The organism is Cryptosporangium sp. NPDC048952 (genome assembly GCF_043197895.1).
Taxonomy (GTDB): Bacteria; Actinomycetota; Actinomycetes; order Mycobacteriales; family Cryptosporangiaceae; genus Cryptosporangium.
Window position 1 is genome coordinate 66,934 of the sequence record NZ_JBICTY010000008.1, and the last position, 19,561, is coordinate 86,494.

At 69.0% G+C, this 19,561-nt stretch carries 19 protein-coding genes and 1 riboswitch; of the genes, 5 read left to right on the plus strand and 14 right to left on the minus strand.

Annotated elements, in window-relative coordinates:
• Positions 1-157 precede the first annotated feature (157 nt).
• Complete coding sequence (locus ACGFY5_RS37140; RefSeq protein ID WP_392728023.1) at positions 158-1,099, minus strand: D-alanine--D-alanine ligase; 942 nt, start codon at positions 1,097-1,099, stop codon at positions 158-160.
• On the minus strand, positions 1,096-2,409 hold the full coding sequence (locus ACGFY5_RS37145) for a PLP-dependent aminotransferase family protein (protein WP_392728026.1): 1,314 nt from the start codon (positions 2,407-2,409) through the stop codon (positions 1,096-1,098). Before ACGFY5_RS37145 ends, ACGFY5_RS37140 begins: the two co-directional genes overlap by 4 nt.
• 196 nt (positions 2,410-2,605) lie before the next feature.
• Between ACGFY5_RS37145 and ACGFY5_RS37150 the strand changes: the two genes are divergently transcribed.
• A complete protein-coding gene (locus ACGFY5_RS37150) occupies positions 2,606-3,235 on the plus strand; it encodes a GNAT family N-acetyltransferase (protein ID WP_392728029.1) in 630 nt (209 codons plus the stop codon).
• Here the strand turns inward: ACGFY5_RS37150 and ACGFY5_RS37155 are convergent.
• The 9 genes from ACGFY5_RS37155 to ACGFY5_RS37195 all read right to left on the minus strand — a co-directional run bounded on the left by ACGFY5_RS37155 (position 3,228) and on the right by ACGFY5_RS37195 (position 13,117).
• On the minus strand, positions 3,228-4,382 hold the full coding sequence (locus ACGFY5_RS37155; protein ID WP_392728032.1) for an N-acetylmuramoyl-L-alanine amidase: 1,155 nt from the start codon (positions 4,380-4,382) through the stop codon (positions 3,228-3,230). The genes ACGFY5_RS37150 and ACGFY5_RS37155 overlap by 8 nt on opposite strands.
• 292 nt (positions 4,383-4,674) lie before the next feature.
• Positions 4,675-5,001 carry a thioredoxin gene (gene trxA / locus ACGFY5_RS37160; RefSeq protein ID WP_392728035.1) on the minus strand — a complete coding sequence of 109 codons (327 nt, stop codon included), beginning with the start codon at positions 4,999-5,001 and terminating at the stop codon, positions 4,675-4,677.
• Between the two features lie 28 nt (positions 5,002-5,029).
• The gene (gene trxB, locus ACGFY5_RS37165) at positions 5,030-5,968 is read right to left on the minus strand and encodes a thioredoxin-disulfide reductase (protein WP_392728037.1); all 939 of its coding nucleotides are present in this window, start codon (positions 5,966-5,968) and stop codon (positions 5,030-5,032) included.
• An 86-nt stretch (positions 5,969-6,054) separates the two neighbouring features.
• Positions 6,055-6,927, minus strand: a complete 873-nt coding sequence (locus tag ACGFY5_RS37170; RefSeq protein ID WP_392728039.1) for a hypothetical protein — start codon at positions 6,925-6,927, stop codon at positions 6,055-6,057.
• Positions 6,924-7,511 (minus strand): RNA polymerase sigma factor SigM, encoded by a 588-nt coding sequence (sigM, locus tag ACGFY5_RS37175; RefSeq protein ID WP_392728042.1) that lies wholly within the window; start codon positions 7,509-7,511, stop codon positions 6,924-6,926. The genes ACGFY5_RS37170 and sigM overlap by 4 nt, the downstream gene beginning before the upstream one ends.
• Complete coding sequence (locus ACGFY5_RS37180) at positions 7,511-8,926, minus strand: protein kinase family protein (protein ID WP_392728045.1); 1,416 nt, start codon at positions 8,924-8,926, stop codon at positions 7,511-7,513. Before ACGFY5_RS37180 ends, sigM begins: the two co-directional genes overlap by 1 nt.
• Positions 8,927-9,226: 300 nt before the next feature.
• Complete coding sequence (locus tag ACGFY5_RS37185) at positions 9,227-9,970, minus strand: C40 family peptidase (RefSeq protein WP_392728047.1); 744 nt, start codon at positions 9,968-9,970, stop codon at positions 9,227-9,229.
• A gap of 81 nt (positions 9,971-10,051) precedes the next feature.
• A riboswitch (cyclic di-AMP (ydaO/yuaA leader) is annotated at positions 10,052-10,243 on the minus strand.
• A 361-nt stretch (positions 10,244-10,604) separates the two neighbouring features.
• Entirely contained in the window at positions 10,605-12,500 is a 1,896-nt protein-coding gene (murJ, locus tag ACGFY5_RS37190) for a murein biosynthesis integral membrane protein MurJ (protein WP_392728050.1), read from the minus strand.
• On the minus strand, positions 12,497-13,117 hold the full coding sequence (locus ACGFY5_RS37195; RefSeq protein WP_392728053.1) for an NUDIX hydrolase: 621 nt from the start codon (positions 13,115-13,117) through the stop codon (positions 12,497-12,499). Before ACGFY5_RS37195 ends, murJ begins: the two co-directional genes overlap by 4 nt.
• 65 nt (positions 13,118-13,182) lie before the next feature.
• Here ACGFY5_RS37195 and ACGFY5_RS37200 point away from each other — a divergent pair, with 65 nt between their 5' ends.
• The gene (locus tag ACGFY5_RS37200; protein WP_392728055.1) at positions 13,183-14,643 is read left to right on the plus strand and encodes a CCA tRNA nucleotidyltransferase; all 1,461 of its coding nucleotides are present in this window, start codon (positions 13,183-13,185) and stop codon (positions 14,641-14,643) included.
• Here ACGFY5_RS37200 and ACGFY5_RS37205 read toward each other — a convergent pair.
• Positions 14,556-15,911 carry an MFS transporter gene (locus ACGFY5_RS37205; RefSeq protein ID WP_392728058.1) on the minus strand — a complete coding sequence of 452 codons (1,356 nt, stop codon included), beginning with the start codon at positions 15,909-15,911 and terminating at the stop codon, positions 14,556-14,558. The two genes, ACGFY5_RS37200 and ACGFY5_RS37205, sit on opposite strands and share 88 nt — an antisense overlap.
• A 73-nt stretch (positions 15,912-15,984) precedes the next feature.
• On the opposite strand from ACGFY5_RS37205, the gene ACGFY5_RS37210 reads away from it, so the two are divergent.
• Positions 15,985-16,470, plus strand: a complete 486-nt coding sequence (locus ACGFY5_RS37210) for an NUDIX hydrolase (protein WP_392728061.1) — start codon at positions 15,985-15,987, stop codon at positions 16,468-16,470.
• A complete protein-coding gene (locus ACGFY5_RS37215) occupies positions 16,437-17,006 on the plus strand; it encodes a GNAT family N-acetyltransferase (protein ID WP_392728063.1) in 570 nt (189 codons plus the stop codon). Before ACGFY5_RS37210 ends, ACGFY5_RS37215 begins: the two co-directional genes overlap by 34 nt.
• Before the next feature lie 61 nt (positions 17,007-17,067).
• Here the strand turns inward: ACGFY5_RS37215 and ACGFY5_RS37220 are convergent, their stop codons facing one another.
• On the minus strand, positions 17,068-18,141 hold the full coding sequence (locus ACGFY5_RS37220) for an inositol-3-phosphate synthase (RefSeq protein ID WP_392728066.1): 1,074 nt from the start codon (positions 18,139-18,141) through the stop codon (positions 17,068-17,070).
• A gap of 58 nt (positions 18,142-18,199) precedes the next feature.
• Positions 18,200-18,799 (minus strand): PadR family transcriptional regulator, encoded by a 600-nt coding sequence (locus tag ACGFY5_RS37225; RefSeq protein WP_392728069.1) that lies wholly within the window; start codon positions 18,797-18,799, stop codon positions 18,200-18,202.
• A 158-nt stretch (positions 18,800-18,957) separates the two neighbouring features.
• Between ACGFY5_RS37225 and ACGFY5_RS37230 the strand changes: the two genes are divergently transcribed.
• Positions 18,958-19,362 carry a DUF5318 family protein gene (locus ACGFY5_RS37230; RefSeq protein ID WP_392728072.1) on the plus strand — a complete coding sequence of 135 codons (405 nt, stop codon included), beginning with the start codon at positions 18,958-18,960 and terminating at the stop codon, positions 19,360-19,362.
• Positions 19,363-19,561: the final 199 nt, after the last annotated feature.

Here is a 19,561-nt window from a genome sequence, read left to right on the forward strand (position 1 = left end):
GTCAGAACGACGCTGCCGAGCGGGCGGCAGGACTTGAGTATTACCTATACGCGGCGTCCTGCCGCCCGATCGGCAGCGTCGCCCTGACCGGGCTCCAGGTTTCGAGCCAAAGCAAAATGCCTCCCCGCGCTTTGCGCGGGGAGGCATTTGCGCAAGCTCAGCGTTTGATGGATTGCTCTACTAGGTCGGCCAGGACGTCGCCGAAGTCCAGGCCGGCGGCCTGGACGGCGATCGGGAGGAGGCTGGTTTCGGTCATGCCCGGGGACACGTTGACCTCCAGGACCTGGATGCCCCCCGCCTCGTCGACCAGCAGGTCGACACGCGAGAGATCACGGAGCTCGAGCGCGTCGTGCGCCGCGACCGCGGTCTCGGCGACCCGCTCGGCGATCTCCGGGTCGAGCCGGGCCGGTGCGTGCCAGGTGGTCGTCCCAGCGGTGTACCGCGCCGTGTAGTCGTACACGCCGTCCGCCGGCACGATCTCCACCGCCGGCAGCGCCGTCGGCCCGTCCGGCGTCTCGATGACGCTCACCGCGATGTCGGCCCCGCTGGCGAATCGCTCGATCAGCGCGGTGTCGCAGTAGCCGAAGCACCCCACCATCGCACTGGGAAGCTCCTCGACCGTGCGCACGGCCTGCGCCCCGAGACCGGATCCACCCTCGGCGGGTTTGACCATCAGCGGCATCCCGAGCCGCTCGACGATCCGGTCGAGCAACGTCTGAGCGCCCAGCTCCCGAAATGTTTCGTGGGGCAGCGCAATCCACTCCGGCGTCGGCAGCCCGACCTTCTGCAGGGTCGCCTTCGCGGCCGCCTTGTCCCACGCGACGCGGGACGGGTCGGCACCGGCCCCCACGTACGGGATGCCGAGCAGGTCCAGGACTCCCCGCAAGGAGCCATCCTCCCCGCTCGCCCCGTGCAGCGCGATGAACACCGCGTCCGGCCGCTCGGTCTCCAGCGCGGTCAGCAGACCGGCGTCGACGTCACGAAGGGTGGCGTCGACGCCGCTGCGACGCAGTGCGTCGGCCACCCGGCGACCCGAGCGCAACGACACCTCGCGCTCGTACGACAGGCCGCCGGCCAGGACGAGGACGTGCCTACTCATGCGAGCTCCGGTCCGGGTGCGAACGAGGTACGGGACAGCGGGCCACCGTGGGGCCCGCGTCGCCGAGCGGTGGGGGTGTTGAAGACCTGACGCAGCTCGGTCTCCTCGTCGATCACCGTCGCCAACCGCCGGATGCCTTCCCGGATGCGGTCGGGCGCGGCGGACGAGAAGCAGAGCCGCATGTTCTGGCGCCCGTTGCCGTCGGCGTAGAAGCCGATTCCCGGCACGTAGGCGACCTTGTGCGTCAGCGCGCGGGGCTGCATGGCCTTGGTGTCGAGCTCGTCGCCGACGGTGGCCCAGACGAAGAATCCGCCTCGCGGATGCGTCCAGGTCACCCCGGCCGGCATGTGGGTGGACAGCGCGTCGAGCATGACGTCGCGCCGCTCCCGGTAGATCTCCCGGAACACCTTCAGCTGTTCCCGCCAGGGGTACTTACCGAGGTACTCCGACGCGATCATCTGCGTCAGCATCGCGGGGCTGAGCACCTGCGACTCGTTGACGAGGACGAGCTTCTCGCGAACCGCGGGCGGCGCGAGCACCCAGCCGGTGCGCAGACCGGCGCCGAACATCTTCGAGCACGACCCCAGGTAGATCACCCGGTCCGACGAGCGGGCACGCAGCGCCTGGCCCGGCCCGTCCTCGAAGCCCAGCAGCCCGTACGGGTTGTCCTCGATGATCAGCAGGTCGTACCGCTCGGCGAGCTCCACGATCGCGTCCCGGCGCGGCTCGGTGAGCGTCACGCCCGTGGGGTTCTGGAAGTTCGGCACCGTGTAGAGGAACTTGACCTTCCGCCCCTCGGCCGCCAGGCGACGAAGAGCAGCGTCCAGCTCGGACGGGATCAGACCCTCGCTGTCCATCGGGACGTGCACGACCTCGGCCTCCGCCGCGGCGAACGTACCGAGCGCGCCGACGTAGGACGGGCCCTCGGCCAGCACCACGTCGCCGGGATCGAGGAACAGGTGCGCGATCAGATCGAGGCCTTGCTGGGAGCCGACCGTGATGACGACGTCCTCGGCGGAGCCGATCACACCCTCCACGGCCATGACCTCGCACACCAGTTCACGCAGGCGCAGATCACCCTGGCCGGTGCCGTACTGCAGAGCTTCCGCGCCGCGGTCACGGATGAGCGCGGCGGTCATGTCGGCGATCTCGTCGAGCGGAAGTGCGGAGACGAACGGCGACCCACCTGCCAGCGAAACGATCTCCGGCCGGCTTGCCATCGCGAACAGTGCGCGGACCTCGGAAACGGTCATGCCACGCATGCGTTGCGCATAGCGATCGGTGTAGTCGTCCAGTGTCGTGCCGCTCATGTATTCGCCTTCCGCGATGGCCGTCGTACTGCATTGTCCGGCGGAAACGGGCCTCATCACCAAGCCAATTAGCGTCCCGGTGGCTCGAACCACGATACCGACCGGCGCGTCGAACCCTTTCGCGGCGCGAGATGCGCCCTTACCATGGTCATTCGGGTAGAAATCAGCAGCCCCTTGCTTGGAGGTCGATCCGCTGATGTCCCGTCGGCTGGTCAGCCTCACGCTCGACACCCTGGAAGATTTGCCCTCCCGGTGCCGATCGTGCGTGTTCTGGGAGCTCGATCCGGTCAGCCAGGACCGTGCGATCGAGTGCGGCGATCCCGCGCTGGAGAAGGAAGCCTGGATTTCCTCGACGCTGCTCGAGTGGGGCTCCTGCGGGAAGCTCGTGTACGTCGACGGGGTGCCGGCCGGCTACGTGCTGTTCGCGCCGCCCGCCTACGTGCCGCGGTCGGTCGCGTTCCCCACCAGCCCCGTCAGTCCCGACGCGGCGTTGCTCATGACGGCCTACATCGTGCCTGAGTTCGTCGGAGGCGGCCTGGGACGCATGCTCGTGCAGGGCGTGGCCAAAGACCTCACCAAACGCGGTGTGAAGGCGATCGAGGCGTTCGCGGACGCCCGGTGGGATCAGCCGCAGTGCATGGTGCCCGCGGACTACCTGCTCGCGGTGGGCTTCAAGACCGTCCGCCCGCACCCGCGGTGGCCGCGGCTGCGCCTCGATCTGCGGACGGCCCTCTCCTGGAAGTCCGACGTCGAATACGCGCTGGAGAAGCTGTTGGGCTCGATGAGCCCCTCACTGGCCCTGGGCCCGGCACACCGGTCTAGCTGAACTGCATCGCGTGCAGGGCCGTCAGGTCCAGCGAGCCGGTCTTCACGTCCGCCTCGGTGGGCAGGAAAACCCGCTGCACGGCGATCAGGATCGCCTCCGCGACGGTGTCGCGGAACGACGGGTCGATCAGCCGGGGGCGGTCCATCGGGGAGCTCAGGTAACCCAGCTCGACCTGGACGGCCGGCATCCGGGTGAGCCGCAGCATCTCCCACGTCTTCGCGTGCGTGTGGCAGTCGAGCATGCCGGTGCGGGCGACGATCTCCCGCTGCACCAGCCCGGCCAACCGCTCCCCCACCGTCGAGCTGACGCCCGATCCGGTGCCGAAGTGGTAGGTCGCGACGCCGTTCGCGAGCGGGTTCGGGTTGCTGTCGACGTGGAGGCTGATCAGCAGGTCGGCGTCGACGGTGTTCGCCAGCGCGGCGCGCTCGGAGGCGGTGCGCTCGTGGTCGCGGCCCCGGGTGAGGTCGGCGCGGACGCCGATCGCGGAGAACCGGCCCTCGAGGCGGCTGGCGAGGTCGTAGACGAGGTGCGACTCGGTCCAGGTGAGCATGCCGTCCTGGGCGGTGACACCGACGTCGGCGCCGCCGTGCCCCGGGTCGATGACGACGCGCTTGCCGGAGAGCGCAGGACCGGCGTGGTAGAGCATCGCGGACTCACGCAGCAGCTGCGGGCGCCCACCGACGACCTTGCGGCCGAGCTGACGCAGTGCGCGCATCGTGAGCGGCCCGACCGTGCCGTCGGCGGCGAGGCCGACCTCGCGCTGGAATGCCCGCAGCGCGGTCTCGGTGCGCTGACCGAAGATGCCGTCCGCGCGGCCGTTGTCGTAGCCCATCTCGAGCAACCGCTCCTGCAGCTCCCGGACGTCGTCGCCGAGCATCGGCTCGCTGACCGAGCGGTTCAGAACGCGGTCGCCCAAGCGCCAGCGCGCCGCCACGAGCGCGCGCCAGCTCTCCGGGCCGACGATGCCGTCGACCACCAAGCCGCGCGACTGCTGGAACTCACGCAGCGCGAGCTCGCACATGGCGTCGAAGACGACGTCCTCGGCGGGCTCGGTAACGGCGGTATCAGCGATCAACCCCAGGGTCACCAGCGTCGACTTGACCTCGGCAGCTGCAGGTCCGACAGTGCCACGCTTGATGAACTGCATGGGGTGAGCTCGCTCCTTCCATCCGCGGCCCTCGGTCGGGGGAACCGAGGGGGAAACCGGCCGGAAGATCTCCGGACCGGTATTGGGGCCGCGATCATCGACCGTAACGCGTCGCGGCCACGACAGCGCACCGTAGCGTTCTCTGGCGCGTCGCGTGTCGGGTTTGTGCCCCTTGATCGAAGCTCCGCACGACGAGAGCGAACCGTCTCATAGACAAGGCCCGGTGCGCGAATTCGCTAAACATCAAGGGAGCCCCGAGCCATCGGCCCGGGGCTCCACGCAGCGCATTTACTTAGAGCGCGCTCTCGATCATCTTCATGATCTGACCCTTCGGCTGAGCACCGAGGATCGAGTTGACCGGCTCGCCACCCTTGAAAACGGTGATCGTCGGGATCGACATCACACCGTAGTCGCGCGCGGTGTTCGGGTTCTCGTCGATGTTGAGCTTGACGATCTGGATCTTGTCGCCGAGCTCACCGGCGATCTCGTCCAGCACGGGCGCAACCTTGCGGCACGGCCCGCACCATTCCGCCCAGAAGTCGACGACGACCGGCTTGTCGCTCTGCAGGACGTCGTCGGTCCAGCTGGCGTCGGTGACGGCCTTGGTGTTGGCGCCCATGATGTCTCCTTACTCGGGGCGAAACTGATTACTCGGTGAGAGCGGCGACGTAGTGCTCGGCGTCGAGAGCCGCCACACAGCCCGTGCCGGCCGCGGTGATGGCCTGGCGGTAGGTGTGGTCGACGAGGTCGCCACAGGCGAACACACCGGGCACGTTGGTGCGGCTGCTCGGAGCCTCCACCTTCACGTAACCTTCGGCGTCCATCGCGACCTCGTCCTTGAACAGCGCGCTGCGCGGGTCGTGGCCGATCGCGATGAAGACACCCTCGGCGTCGAGCACCGACTCCTCACCGGTGACCGTGTCCTTGAGGCGGACGCCGACCACCTTGCCGCCCTCGCCGAGGATCTCGGTGGGGACGTTGTTGAGGCGGAAGTCGATCTTCTCGTTCGCCTTCGCCCGGTCGACCATGATCTGGCTGGCGCGGAACTCGTCACGCCGGTGCACGATCGTCACGGTGTCGCCGAAGCGGGTCAGGAAGGTGGCCTCCTCCATCGCGGAGTCGCCACCACCGATGACGGCGATCTTCTTGTTGCGGAAGAAGAACCCGTCACAGGTCGCACACGACGACACGCCATGGCCGAGCAGGTCGTTCTCGCCGGGAACACCGAGGCGACGCCAGGCCGAGCCGGTCGCGAGGATCACCGCGCGCGCCTTGTACTCGCGGTCGCCCACCTTGACGATCTTCACCGGACCGGAGAGGTCGACCTCGGTGACGTCGTCGGTCACCAGCTCCGCGCCGAAGGCCTCGGCCTGCTTGCGCATGTTGTCCATCAGATCCGGGCCGTCGATCCCGCCGGGGAAGCCGGGGAAGTTCTCCACCTCGGTGGTCGTCATCAACGCGCCACCGGACTGGACGCCCTCGAACACGAGCGGCTTGAGCGAAGCCCGGGCCGTGTAGACGGCTGCGGTGTAGCCCGCCGGACCGGACCCGATGATGATCACGTTCCGGATCTCTTCGCTACCCACGTCTTCCTCCAGGGCTATCTCCGCTGACAGTCACGCAAACGCCATGGTAGGTGCCGACATTCCCGCGGTGGTGAGGGTGCCCGAGGTCACCCTTCGCGGTTCACGCTGACGCGTGCGCGCTCGTCGGAGTTGCCGCCCGCTCCGCAGTTGGCTCCCGCGGCGACGACGTCGAGGCGGTCGGGGTCGGGCTCCGGCGCGACCACCACGATCGCGGGCGTCCCGTCCAGCGTGGCGTAGTCGACAGCCAGCGGCGCCCCGGCGACGCCGAGCGCGGTGAGGCAGTTCTGGAGCTCGGCCGGGATCGTGAGGCGCCGCAGGGCCGTCGGCACCGCGGCGACCTGGCGGTCGGCCGGCACCGAGGGGGCTCCGCTCGCAGCCGGTACCGGTGTACCGAGCAGCGCGCGGGCCTGCCGACCGAGCTCTGCGGTGGAGTAGATGACGCCGGAGACCCGTGTGCTCGGCGGAGCGGCCGGCGCGCTGAGCACCTCGCTCTCGGACTCCTTCGCCGAGGACGCCGCCGAATCGTCGCCGTTGTCGCCGCTCGAGGTGGCCAACTGGCCGACGCCGATGCAGAGCGCCCCGACCACCGCTGCGGCGGCGACCCATCCCCCGGCGACCCGCCAGCGACGCGCAGCACGATCCCTGGCGGCCTTCTCGACCCGCAGCCGGCTGAGCTCGTCCGGCTCCGGCGCCTTCCAGGACGTCGCAGGTTCTTCCTCCGCCGGGTCGGTGGCCACCAGAGCCCGGTCCAGCCGCGCCGCGACATGTACAGGCATCGGCACATCCGGGAGGGCCGCCAGATCGGCGGAGATGCCCGGCAGCACGGCGGTGAGCTGACGGTAGGCGTCGGACCACTCCTGATCGGTGGCGATCCGCGCGGCCACGGCCTCGCCGTCGGGCGTGCCGTCGAGGAGGCCTTCGGCGTAGTCCGCGAGCTGATCGAGTTCAGACGGTGTCACCGGGTACCTCCTTCCGTCGATTCGACGTCATTCCGGGCATCGGGGTTCCGAAGATGGCCGAGCATTACGGCCAGACGGGCCCTCCCCCGCGCACATCGGCTCTTCACCGTGCCTACCGCGACGTCGAGCATCTCTGCCACGTCCGCGACGGGATGCCCCTGGATGTCGACCAGAATCAGTGCGACGCGTTGCTCCACCGGGAGCTCGGCCAGCGCCGCCTGGACGTCCAGGGCGGTCTCCCGGGCCGCGATCGGGTCGCTGGGCGCCGCGGGAGCGCGACCGTCGTCCTCCGGCAGCGGCACCGTGGGCCGCGCCTGTCGGCGGCGAATCCGGTCGAGGCACGAGTTGACGACGATGCGGTGGAGCCAGGTGGTGACGGCCGCGTCACCGCGGTAGGACGCCGCCGAGCGGTACGCCGACAGCAGTGCGTCCTGCAGGGCGTCGGCGGCGTCCTCGCTGTTGCCGATCGTCCGGAGTGACACCGCCCACAGCCGGTCGCGGTGCCGGCGGACCAGCTCGGCGAACGCGTCGGGATCACCGCCGACGTGCGCCCGCAGGAGCGCACGGTCGTCAACCGGCTCCATCAGCCCTTGACGGTGATCTCGGAGATCGCGACCTGGTACTTCCCGTCCGAGTTCGTGCCGGTGTCGGTGATCCAGACGACGAGGAACGGCGTGCTGACCGCCTTGTCGAGCTTGATCGTCGTGCTCGCGGCCGAGGCCGTCTGCGACGGGCTGATCACCTTGTACGGACCGATGTCACTCGGCTGCGACGACGGCTGCTCGGTGCCGGCGCGCAGCTCGAACGTCGCTCCCGGGTGGTCGAACGCGATCGTGACGCTGGAGACGCTCTTCTCACCGCCGAGGTCGAGGATCAGACCGAGACCCGGTTTGAACTGGCCGAGCTTCGGGCTCTTGTACTGATCGGTCTTCCAGGCGGTGCCGGGGCTACCGTCGACCGCGTTGTCGACGTTCTTGTCCTCCGCGAAGTCGCCGCCGGGGCCGTCGATGAACGTCGCCCGGACCACCTTCACCGGTCCCCCGCCACCCTGCTGGGCCGACGCGGACGCGCTGGGCTTCCCAGACGGGCTCGCGTCGCCGCCGCCGCCGAAGTTGGGCAGGCCCAGCGCGGCGACACCGATGATGACGCCGAGAACGACGAGCACGCCGACGACGAGCACGCCGAGTCGCGTCCACCGCGGACCGCTGGTGGCCGGTTCGGGTGCGAGCACGGCCAGCGCGCTCAGCGCCGGATCCGCGACGTCGTAGCGACGCAGTTCGCTCGCCAGATCGGCGGCGGTGGGCGGCGGGACGGCCGGATCGAGCAGATCCATCGTCAGCGCGTCGAGGTAACCGGGGATGCCGGCCCTGATCTGCCTCGGGGAGCACATCCGCCCGTCGACGCGGGTTGCGTCGGGCAGGCCGGTGCGGTGCGGCGGCAGGACGTCTGGCCACTGGCCGGTGAGCCCGGCATAGAGCAGGCCACCCAGCGCGCGGATGTCGCCCGGCTGCTGACCGGGACCGCCCAGGTGCAGATCGACGAGGGTGACCTCGTCGTCGTTACCGATCAGGACGGTGGACGGCGTGAGGTTGCCGTGCGCGTGGCCGGTGGCGTGGATGCCCGCGAGTGCGTCCGCGGTGCTGCGCACCAGACCGGCGGCACGAGCGGGATGCAGAGGCCCGTTGGCGAGCGTGTCGTACAGCGTCTGTCCGTGCACCCACTCGCGGACGACGTAGGCGCGTGGCCCCTCGTCGACCGCGTCGTAGACGCCGATCACCGACGGATGGACGATGCGTCCGGCCGCGACCGCTTCGGCGATCATCTGCTCGGCGGCGGGCCCACCCGGGACCCGGAGCTCGATCGAGACCGTCCGGTTGAGCAGATTGTCCGTACCCCGCCAGAGCGCGTGCCCGCTGGCCGCATCGGCGTACAGCGCCTCTTCGAGCCGGTACCGGCCCGCCAGCACTTCACCCTGAACGGGCGCGCCGACCTGTGTCACAACCCGCCCTCCCGCAGTATCTACCGCTCCGCCCCTCAGGGTAGGCCGTGCGGCGGCTACTGGGGACAGGTCCATCCTGCCTGTTCCGGCGCGTCGGACGCCACCGGAAGCTTGGCAGTGAATGGTTCCGCGTCACAAAGTATCGCGGCGACGCACATCCTCCACCCGCGCGGCCCACGCTCGTCGAGTGAGTGTCGCGGCAGTTCACAGCAGTTTTTGTGGGACGGATGAGCGCCGGATGAGAAATAGTGAGGAAAGCCCGCGCCGGAGCGCGGGCTTTCCCTACTTGATGCTTGCGGATCAAACCAGGCGGCGAACCACGTAGGTGTTGCTCCAGATCTTCCGCTTCGCCACGGGCTGACCCGCGGTCGAGGCGTCCCACATGTAGTTCCCGCCGGCGTAGATCCCGGCGTGGGAGTAGTAGCTGCCGCTACCGAACAGGATCAGGTCGCCCGGCTTCTTGGCGCCCTTGCCGACCGACTTGCCGTAGCGCGCCTGCTGGGTCGCGCTGTGCGGCAGCGACTTGCCGAACTGCTTGTAGACGTACCGGGTCAGGCCCGAGCAGTCGAAGGAGTTCGGACCGGCCGCACCGAAGACGTACGGCTTGCCCGCCTGCCGGGCCGCGGCCTGGACGACCGCGTTCCCGTTGGACTTGGCGACGACGTGGTGGTTGGGCGACAGCGTCTTCTGCGTCCCGTTGACGAAGAGCAGCGCACGCCAGTTGGAGCTGCCGCCGATCGTCACCGTCCACTCGATCTGACCGGACGGGCGTGCCTTCTTCGTGCTGACGGTCCGCCAGCCCTGGCTGGACTGGTACTGCAGCGAGATGGACTTGTAGGCGGCTGGTGCGCCGTTCACCGTGGCGATCGCGTGGAGCGTGGTCTTCGCTCCGCTGGTGACGGATGTGGCGCCCGAGAGTTTCGCGGCGGCCGGCACGGCGGCTGCTGCCGGAGAGGCAGTGACGCCGACCAGTCCTACGCCGAGCGCGCCGGCAACGACACCGGCAATCGCGGTGGTTCGTAGCGTCGCTTTACGCGCACTCATCCCGCTTTGTGCAGTGAACGCGGAACGATCGTACTGTTTTGCGGGCAGGGCACGCCGATGGGAATGCACCGTATGCAAGGAAAGTCCTTCCGTGCACGCCTGCGGAGTTAGCTGTCGGGTTCGGGCGGGAAGGTGTAGTGCCCGGTCGCGCTCTGCGCGTCTTCACCCCAAGGGATCGCGCCGGAATTTTTTTCCGGCGACCCCACGTGCGTGTGGGTCCCCCGCTCCTGTCCATTCAGTTGGCTACTCGTCGGGACACCGCGGTTTCGTGGACAGGGCTCGGCGTGCGAATCCTGCGGTGTGCGCGGCTTGGCTGCCGCATCAGTTGCCGCGAAGAACTGAACCTGCGCCTCGTGGGAGTTGCCAGTGCTTTGCGACGTGCGTCACAGTCAATTTGCAAATTTAGTACTACTTCACACCGATTTCACGCACCGCGCGGGACAAGTGCGGCGCGTCGCGGGACAGTGACATAGAGGTGTGGAGCGTGTTGCGGGTTGGAAAAGTGAACCCGACTAATCGGTTGACTCGTCACTTGGCGTAGTGGCGGTTCTTCACGGTGAAACGACCGTACCTGCGGCGTGGGCTTCGTCACGTTAGACATTGAGGAATGTGGATAACCGTGCGTGTTTGAAACTCAGCGGCCGGGCAGGCGACGCTTGACGGTGTTCGCGACCTCGACCACCTCGGGGACGCGCAACCGGAGCGCCGCCACGGCGTAGACGCCGATGAGCACCAGACCGCCGACGGCGAGCGAGACGAGCGCGCCGAGCTTTCCGATGCCCAGCGCCGCCTGGAGGCCGTATGCGACGCCCCAGGCGACGAATCCAGCGATCGCCGCGGCGATTCCTAGCCGGGTGATCGTCCGGACCGAGGCGGCCGTGTCGAGGCTTCCCAGCCGACGCTTGAGGAAGTGGCCGGACACCAGCACCGCGACGATGTAGGACACGGTGTTGCCGCACTGCAGGCCGACGACGACCCAGTCGTTGTCCGCCCAGAAGAAGACGCCGAGGTCGAAGACGATCTTCGCGACGACGACCGGCAGGTTGATCAGCGCCGGCGTCTTTGTGTCGCGCAGCGCGTAGAACGCGAAGATCTGCATCTGGCTGATCGCGAACGGCACCAGGCCGATCGCGGCCGCCATCGTGGCGTAGCCGGTGGAGATCGCCTGCTCGTGAGTGAACTCACCCCACTGGAAGACCGTGACGGTGAGCGGGATGCCCAACACCAGGTATGCGGCCGTTGCCGGCACCAGCACCACCGACGAAAGCCGGGTGCCCAGCGAGAGGTTGCGGGTGACCTCGGGGAAATTGCGGTCGGCCGCGGCCGCGCTCATCCGGGGCAGCAGCGCGGTGAGGATGCTCACCGCGACGATGCCGTGGACCATCATGAACATCAGGAACGCGTTGTTGTGGATCAGCGGGCCGGGTCCGCCGCGGTCGCCGGCGTAGTTCGCGATCTTGATCACCGGCAGCAGGCCGAGCTGGCTGACGCCGACGTAGACGAACATCCACGCGCCCAGCCGTCCGGCCTCCCCCAGCCCCGCACCACGCAGGTCGAACCGCCACTTCCAGCGGAAGCCCACCTTGCGCAGCGCCGGCCACAGCGCGAACGACTGGAGCACGATGCCGAGCGTCGTTCCGATGCCGAGCACCGCGACCTGGGCGCCGGTGATCGTCTGGGGGGTGAGCGTCGCCGGGCCGGGGAGAAGGAAGAACACCGCGGCGGTGACGATCACCGTCACGTTGTTGAGGATCGGGGCCCACGCCGGAGCGGCGAACTGGTTCCGCGTGTTCAGGACGGCGCCCAGCAGCGCGGACAGGCCGTAGAAGAAGATCTCCGGCAGGAGGAGATAGGCCAGCGTCGTCGTGAGCTGCCGACTGGCCGACGTCGAGTTCGAGTTCGCGAAGAACGCGGTCAGCAGGGGAGCGGCGGCCAGCGCGACCACGGTTGCGGCGGCCAGCAGCAGCGCGGCCGCGGTGAGCAGCCGGTGGGTGAACGCTTCGCCGCCGTCGGCGTCGCGTTTGCGTGCGGTGACGAGCAGGGGGACGACGACGCTCGTCAGGATGCCGCCGAGCAGGAACTCGTACAGCATGTTCGGGAGCGTGTTCGAGACCTGGTAGGCGTTGCCGACCAGGCCGCCGCCGATCGCGGCCCCGATGACCGCGGTGCGCAGGAAGCCCGTGGCGCGCGACACCAGGCTGAACAGCGCCATGACGCCACTCGACCGAGCGACACTCTGCGGCGCTCCGGTTGAGTTCGGCGGGATCGGCGGCGTCAGTGGCACCGTGGGCTCGGTGGCGCCGGCGGGCAGCGGCCCGCCGGGCTGCGTGACCGTCGACTCGGCGATCGTCGGGAGGACCGCCGTTGGTTCGTCGCCGGGCGTCTGGGTGGGGAGCACGACTGTCGAGTCGGGGTCGTAGAGGTTCGAGCGCGGTCGACGCAGGTCGAAGTCGGCCGACTCCGGCCCGGTCCCAACCGTTCGCGGTCGCTGGCGACCCGGATCGCGGTCGGCCGGCTCCGATTCCCTCACGCCGGTCGCTCGAGCAGGTCGGGCACCCGGGCGATGAGCTTCCGCTCGTCCGGGTAAGCCAGCCTTTCCGGGATCTCGCGCAGCGGGACCCATGCCACCTCGGTCACCTCCACGTCGGCGTCGGAGAGCACTCCGGCCACCGCATCCAGGAGGAAATGATGCACGGTCTTGTGGATGCGACGGCCCTCGAACACGAACCAGTAGTCGACCGTACCGAGTGCCGCCAGTACGTCTCCGACGATGCCCGTCTCTTCGGCGACTTCACGGGCGGCGGTCTGCTCGAGCGTCTCGCCGGCCTCGACGTGCCCCTTGGGCAGCGACCAGAGCAGACGGCCCCGGCGGTCGAGCTTTCCGATCAGCGCACCCTCCAGGTGGGTGCCGTCACCTTGGACGACGAGACCACCTGCGGAGACCTCTTCGACCCGTCGCAGCCGCCCGGGACCCCCGGGCCGACGCGGGGAGCTTCGGCGGGCCATGAGGCGACGATAGCGCTCGTGCCGGGTAAACGCCGTGAGGCCGTCCAGGGACCGGCTCGTGACCAGCACCGCCGTCGCACGGGCCCCGCGCAGATGTGGTAAAGCGGTCTGCGCTCCGTAAAGAGATTGGCGTCGCGTCACCGACGGCCCCTAATAGATAAGGTTCAGCGCGAACCCCCGAACCTTCTTCCGATACTGGTCTTACTGTGTCTCCTATTGCACCTACTTCCCTGACCGCCGCTCAGAAGAGCGCCGTCGCCGAACTGCTCCGGGTCTCCCCGGTAGCCGACGACCTCGGTCGTCGCTTCCAGGCGGCGGGCCACGAGCTCTACCTCGTCGGCGGTTCGGTCCGGGACGCTCTGCTCGGCAGGCTCGGGGACGACCTCGACTTCTGCACCGACGCCCGCCCCGACCGGGTGCTCGAACTACTCGCCGGCTGGGCCGAAGCCACGTGGACCACGGGGATCGAGTTCGGCACCGTCGGCGCCGCGCGGCACGGTCTCCGGCTGGAGATCACCACCTATCGCGCCGAGGCCTACGACCGGCAGAGCCGGAACCCGGTCGTGCGGTACGGCGAGTCGCTCGCCGACGACCTGGTGCGGCGTGACTTCTCGGTCAACGCGATGGCCGTCGGCCTGCCGGACCACCGGTTCGTCGACCTGCACGGTGGTCTCGACGACCTGGCCGCCGGGCTCATCCGTACCCCTGGCGCTCCCGAGGACTCGTTCGCCGACGATCCGCTGCGCATGCTGCGTGCGGCTCGCTTCGCGTCGCAATTGAAGTTCGCAGTTGCTCCTGAGGTAGTGACGGCGATGACCGCGATGGCGGACCAGATCACCCGCATCACCGCGGAGCGGGTGCGGGACGAGCTGACCAAGCTGATCCTCGGAGCGGACCCGGTCACGGGCCTGCGGCTGCTGGTCGACACCGGCCTGGCCGCGCACGTGCTGCCCGAGCTGCCGAACATGCGCATGGAGATCGACGAGCACGCCCAGCACAAGGACGTCTACGAGCACACGCTCACCGTGCTGCAGCAGGCGATCGACCTGGAGCCGGACGGGCCGGACTTCGTGCTGCGGATGGCCGCGCTCCTGCACGACATCGGCAAGCCGGCCACCCGGGAGATCCAGTCGGAGGGCGGGGTCAGCTTCCACCACCACGAGGTGGTCGGGGCGAAGATGACGCGTCGCCGGATGAAGGCGCTGCGCTTCGCGAAGGACGTCACCGAGCAGGTCGCGACGCTGGTCTTCCTGCACCTGCGGTTCCACGGGTACGGGCGGGGCGAGTGGACCGACTCGGCCGTGCGCCGGTACGTCACCGACGCCGGTGACCTGCTGCCGCGGCTGCACCGCCTGGTCCGGTCCGACTGCACCACCAGGAACAAGCGGCGGGCCGCGGCGCTGGCCCGCTCCTACGACACGCTCGAGGAGCGCATCGAGCGGTTGGCGGCCGAGGAGGACCTGGCGCGGATCCGTCCCGACCTGGACGGCAACGCGATCATGGAGCTGCTCGACATTGCACCGGGTCCGCTCGTCGGCAAGGCGTGGAAGCACCTCAAGGAGGTGCGCCTCGACCGGGGTCAGCTCTCCCGCGAGGACGCCGAGGCCGAGCTCTTCCGCTGGGCCGCCGAGAACGGCGTTTCCACGGAGACCCGGAACCAGCCATAGCGGGTGGTCCAGCGGGCCACCCACATGGCCAGCAGCAGGTGCCCGACGGCCACGCCGAGGAACACCGGCCACGACCGGCCGGAGTCCGGCAGCCCGAACGCGCCGATCAACAGCCCACTGACGACGCAGACGTTGAAGAGCATGTCGTAGAGCGCGAAGACCCGGCCGCGGAACTCGTCTTCGACCTCGGACTGCACGCCGGCGTCGACGAGGATCTTGATGCCCTGGCCGGCCAGCCCGGTGACGACAGCGATCGCTACGACGGCGGGCGTCCGCGGCACCGCCACAATGACCGGCCAAGCCACCGCGGCGACGACGAGCAGCGCGACCATCCAGGTACGCCGCGAGACGCGCCGGACCGCACCGGGCGTCACCACCGCGGCCAGGAACGCGCCGAAGCCGGTCGCGAGCACGACCTGTCCGAGGCCGGTGTCGCCGTCGAGAAACGGGCCGGTGCTCTCGAGCGTGTTCCGGTAGAGCAGGAGCAGCGCCATCGTCGTGATGCCGAACGCCACTCGACCCAGGCCGACGGTGAGCAGGCCGTACCCGGCGGCCCGGCGCTCGCCGAGGTGCCGTGCCCCGGCGACCATCCCGGCGACGACCGACCCGATCGTGTCCAGCCGCGCGGTCGGGTCGTCGCGGTCCGGTCCCAGCGCGCGGTGGGGGAACCGGCCGGCGAGCACGCCGGAGAGTAGATAGGTGGCGGCGGCCACCAGGACGATCACCGCGTAGCCGATGTCACCGGAGTCGACCAGGCGGCGCAGGAGCACCGCGACGCCGACACCGATCGTCAGCACGACCGTGCCGGCGGTGGGCGTGAGCGCGTTCGCGGTGACCAGTTCACGGTCGTGGGCGACGTGGGGGAGGCCCGCCGACAGCCCGCCCAGAATGAACCGGTTGACCGCCACCGCGAGGAGCGCCAGCAGCAGGAACGGCCAGGTGCGGCCGCCAGCCCACAGCACACCCGCGACGCCGACCAGGACGCCGGCGCGGACCACGTTGGCCCACAGCAGCACGTTCCGCCGGGGGTACCGGTCGAGCAGGATGCCGGTGAACGGGCCCAGCGCGGAGTAGGGGAGTAGCAGCACCGCGAAGCCGAGCGCGATCGCGACGGGGTCGGTCTGCCGGTCGGGATTGAAGAGCACCGAGCCGGCCAGAGCCGCCTGGAACACGCCGTCGCCGAACTGTCCGGCGAGCCGGACGCCGAACAACCGTCGGAAGTCCTGCCGTCGCAGCAACCCTGCGAGTTCGCGCCACGCGCCATTCACGGCGCCCAGGGTACGGGCGTCTCTCGTGGAACTACCATGAACGGCACTGCTCCAAGGAGGCTTAGTGGCCGGTGTGTCACCCATTGCCCCGACCCGCACCACAGCTGGTGCCGCGGTCCTTGTTCTCCGTTCCGACCGACTACTGATGATCAGGCAGGAGCGTCGGACCGGGGTCCGCTGGGAAGTCCCCGGCGGCGGTCAGGAGGCAGGCGAGACGCTCGAGGCCGCGGCCGTGCGCGAGGCCCGCGAAGAAGCCGGCGTCGAGGTGGCGGTGGATCGGCTGATCAGTACCTATGCTTCCTACCGGCTGCACACGGGCACTGTCGTCCTCGGTGCCTTCTACCTGGGCACGCTCGTGAACCCGGACGTGGAGCCGGTGCCGCAGCTGGACGACGGGATCGTCGAGGTGAGGTGGATGGATCCCCGGTCGCTCGGCGAGGGCGAACTCGGCCCGCTCACCGAGCGGGTGCTCGACCGGTGGTGGCCGGTTCGGCACCAGGCGGATGCTCCGTTCCACGTGGAACTATGGCGAAGCCGCAGCGGTTACCTGCCGGACTGAGCGCGACCTACGCGCAGGTCACGGGCTCGCTGCCGGAGCGGACGGCGGCGAACCTGTATAGCGTCGTCGTCGGGGTGGTGGCCGCGGGCGGCGCGATCGGGTGGCCCGCCGTGCCGAGCCGCTTCGAGTTCGACGAATGGCTCACCGACGTCGTCGACGCCGTACGGGTGGGGGACGCGATCGGCGTGCTGGCCGGCGGAGCAGGTGGCTCCGTGCTCGGCTTCGGCTACTGGCGCCGTTACGCGCGGCCGACGCTGCGGGTGAACGCCGACATCGAGAAGGTGTTCGTCGCGCCGGGAGCCCGCGGTGCCGGGATCGGGCGGGGGTTGACCAGCCTGCTGACGGAGTCCGCCCGCCGGGCCGGGATCGAGACGCTGACCCTCGACGTCCGTGGTGACAACACCGGGGCGATCCGGCTCTACGAGCGGCTCGGCTTCACCGAGTACGGCCGGCGCCGGGGTTTCGTCGCGTTCGGGATGTTCCGATACGACCAGGTACTGATGTCTCTGAACACGGCCCGCCCAGAACAACGCTGACGGCTCCACGTCAGAACGGATCGAGCCCGCGCGCCCTTCGGCGCGCGGGCTCGATCGACAACTACAGGTCGCCCTTGATGAACGCTTCGACGGCGGCGTGCGCCTCGTCGTCGGAGTACTGCTCCGGCGGCGACTTCATCAGGTACGACGACACCGAGTTGATCGGGCCACCGATGCCGCGGTCCTTGGCGATCTTCGCCGCGCGGACGGCGTCGATGATGACGCCGGCCGAGTTCGGGGAGTCCCAGACCTCGAGCTTGTACTCCAGGTTCAGCGGAACGTCACCGAAGGCCTTGCCCTCGAGGCGGACGTAGGCCCACTTGCGGTCGTCGAGCCACGGCACGTAGTCGGACGGGCCGATGTGAACGTCGGCCTTCTCCATCTCGTGCGGGATCTGCGAGGTGACCGACTGGGTCTTGGAGATCTTCTTCGACTGGAGGCGCTTGCGCTCCAGCATGTTCATGAAGTCCATGTTGCCGCCGAAGTTGAGCTGGTACGTGCGCAGCAGCTCGACGCCGCGGTCCTCGAACAGCTTCGCCATCACGCGGTGGGTGATGGTGGCGCCGACCTGCGACTTGATGTCGTCGCCGACGATCGGCACGCCAGCGTCGGTGAACTTCTGCGCCCACTCCGGGTCGGAGGCGATGAACACCGGCAGCGCGTTGACGAACGCGACCTTGGCGTCGATCGCGGCCTGGGCGTAGAAGCGGTCGGCGTCCTCGGAGCCCACCGGCAGGTACGAGACCAGGACGTCGACCTTCGCGTCCTTCAGCGCCTGGACGACGTCGACCGGCTCGTCGTCGGACTCGGTGACCATCTCCTGGTAGTACTCGCCGAGGCCGTCGTAGGTGTGCCCACGCTGCACGGTGATGCCGGTCGGCGGCACGTCCGTGATCTTGATCGTGTTGTTCTCGCTGGCCACGATGGCCTCCGAGAGGTCACGTCCGACCTTCTTGGCGTCCACGTCGAACGCGGCCACGAACTCGACGTCGCGGACGTGGTAGTCGCCGAACTGGACGTGCATGAGCCCGGGCACCCGCGTCGTGGGGTCAGCGTCACGGTAGTAGTGAACGCCCTGGACGAGCGACGCGGCACAGTTGCCGACGCCGACGATGGCGACACGTACGGAGCCCATAGGGGCCTCCCTCTCTGTGTTTCAACTCACGGTGCAATGTTTTTCGGAGCTGGAGTGCTCACAGCTCCTCGTTAGGACTCGCCGCAGGGCGTTCCAAGCCGGCGCGTGGCGAGCGACCGGCCTGCTCTTTGGCGATCAGTTCGTTGATCCAGCGGACCTCGCGGTCAGCTGATTCCAAGCCATGGCGCTGCAGCTCCAGCGTGTAGGCGTCCAAGCGCTCGCCTGCCCTGGCGAGCATTTGGGACAAGCCGTCCCGACGTTCCTCCACCCGCCGCCGGCGTCCCTCGAGGATCCGGAGCCGGGTAGCCGCATCCGTGCGGCTGAAGAACGCGAAGTGGACGCCGAAGCCCTCGTCGTCGTAGGTCTCGGGGCCGGAGCCGGCGAGCAGAGCGGCGAACCGCTCTTTGCCCTCGGCGGTGAGTTTGTAGACGACTCTTCCCCGCCGGCCGGTGAGCGGCGGAGCGGTGACCACGTCGTCGGGGTCAGGTTCGACCTCGGTGATCCATCCCCCCGCTTGGAGCCGCCGGAGGGTCGGATAGAGCGACCCGTAGGAGATCGCCGCACGAAACGCCCCGAGCAGGGTCGTCAGCCGCTTGCGCAGCTCGTACCCGTGCATCGGGCTCTCGTGCAGGAGCCCCAAGACCGCGAACTCGAGCACCGCCGGGCCTCCTTTCGTCCACCAGGCGTTGGCTCGCACCGATGTATCGAGACGATACATCCAATCGATGCCTCGACGCACCGGGACACGGGGGAATTCCCTATCTGTGCTCTCGTCGACAGGCTGTGCTCGTTCGGTCACGGCGTACGCTTTCGCCTGTGCGGACCCAGAGACAGGTCGTCGACTACACGTTGAAGCGCCGTGCGCTGATACGTGACGTCCGCGCGGGCCGGGTGGGCACGATGGACGTCTGCGACGCGTCTCCGTACCTGATCAGGGCGTCGAAGTTCTTCGGCGACGCCACGGAGACGCCCTGTCCCATCTGCCGGCGCGAGCCCGTGTGGCAGGTCAACTACATCTACGGCGACGAGTTGCGCACGTCGGCGGGGCAGGCGCGTCCGCGCGCGGAGCTGGCGCTGCTCGCGATGGACTACCGGGCGTTCGACGTCTACGTGGTCGAGGTGTGCCGCGGCTGCGGCTGGAACCACTTGGTGGAGAAGTACACATTGGGGCGTGACGGCCTCGGCGATGACGCCGAAGAGCGACGCAGCGCGGCGGACTGATCACCCGTACGGCTCGAATTGCGGTCCCGGTTTCCGGTCGGTTGCCGGGGCGCGGTCTACTGACCAGTGATCAGCCGGCTGCAGTCTGTCGTTTGGATTAAAGCTGGTTAAGGATGTGACCGGGTTGGCCCGTGGTGCCCATGCCATAGGGGAGACTCGGTCAGCGAAAGCCCGTTTACGGCAAGGCGTGGGAAATGGT

Coding starts and splice junctions, on each gene's coding strand:
- ACGFY5_RS37220 (WP_392728066.1), bottom strand. CDS start 18,141: ATGGGCTCCGTACGTGTCGCCATCGTCGGCGTCGGCAACTGTGCCGCG.
- ACGFY5_RS37215 (WP_392728063.1), top strand. CDS start 16,437: ATGGCGAAGCCGCAGCGGTTACCTGCCGGACTGAGCGCGACCTACGCG.
- ACGFY5_RS37155 (WP_392728032.1), bottom strand. CDS start 4,382: ATGCAGTTCATCAAGCGTGGCACTGTCGGACCTGCAGCTGCCGAGGTC.
- ACGFY5_RS37150 (WP_392728029.1), top strand. CDS start 2,606: ATGTCCCGTCGGCTGGTCAGCCTCACGCTCGACACCCTGGAAGATTTG.
- ACGFY5_RS37185 (WP_392728047.1), bottom strand. CDS start 9,970: ATGAGTGCGCGTAAAGCGACGCTACGAACCACCGCGATTGCCGGTGTC.
- ACGFY5_RS37145 (WP_392728026.1), bottom strand. CDS start 2,409: ATGAGCGGCACGACACTGGACGACTACACCGATCGCTATGCGCAACGC.
- ACGFY5_RS37140 (WP_392728023.1), bottom strand. CDS start 1,099: ATGAGTAGGCACGTCCTCGTCCTGGCCGGCGGCCTGTCGTACGAGCGC.
- trxA (WP_392728035.1), bottom strand. CDS start 5,001: ATGGGCGCCAACACCAAGGCCGTCACCGACGCCAGCTGGACCGACGAC.
- sigM (WP_392728042.1), bottom strand. CDS start 7,511: ATGGAGCCGGTTGACGACCGTGCGCTCCTGCGGGCGCACGTCGGCGGT.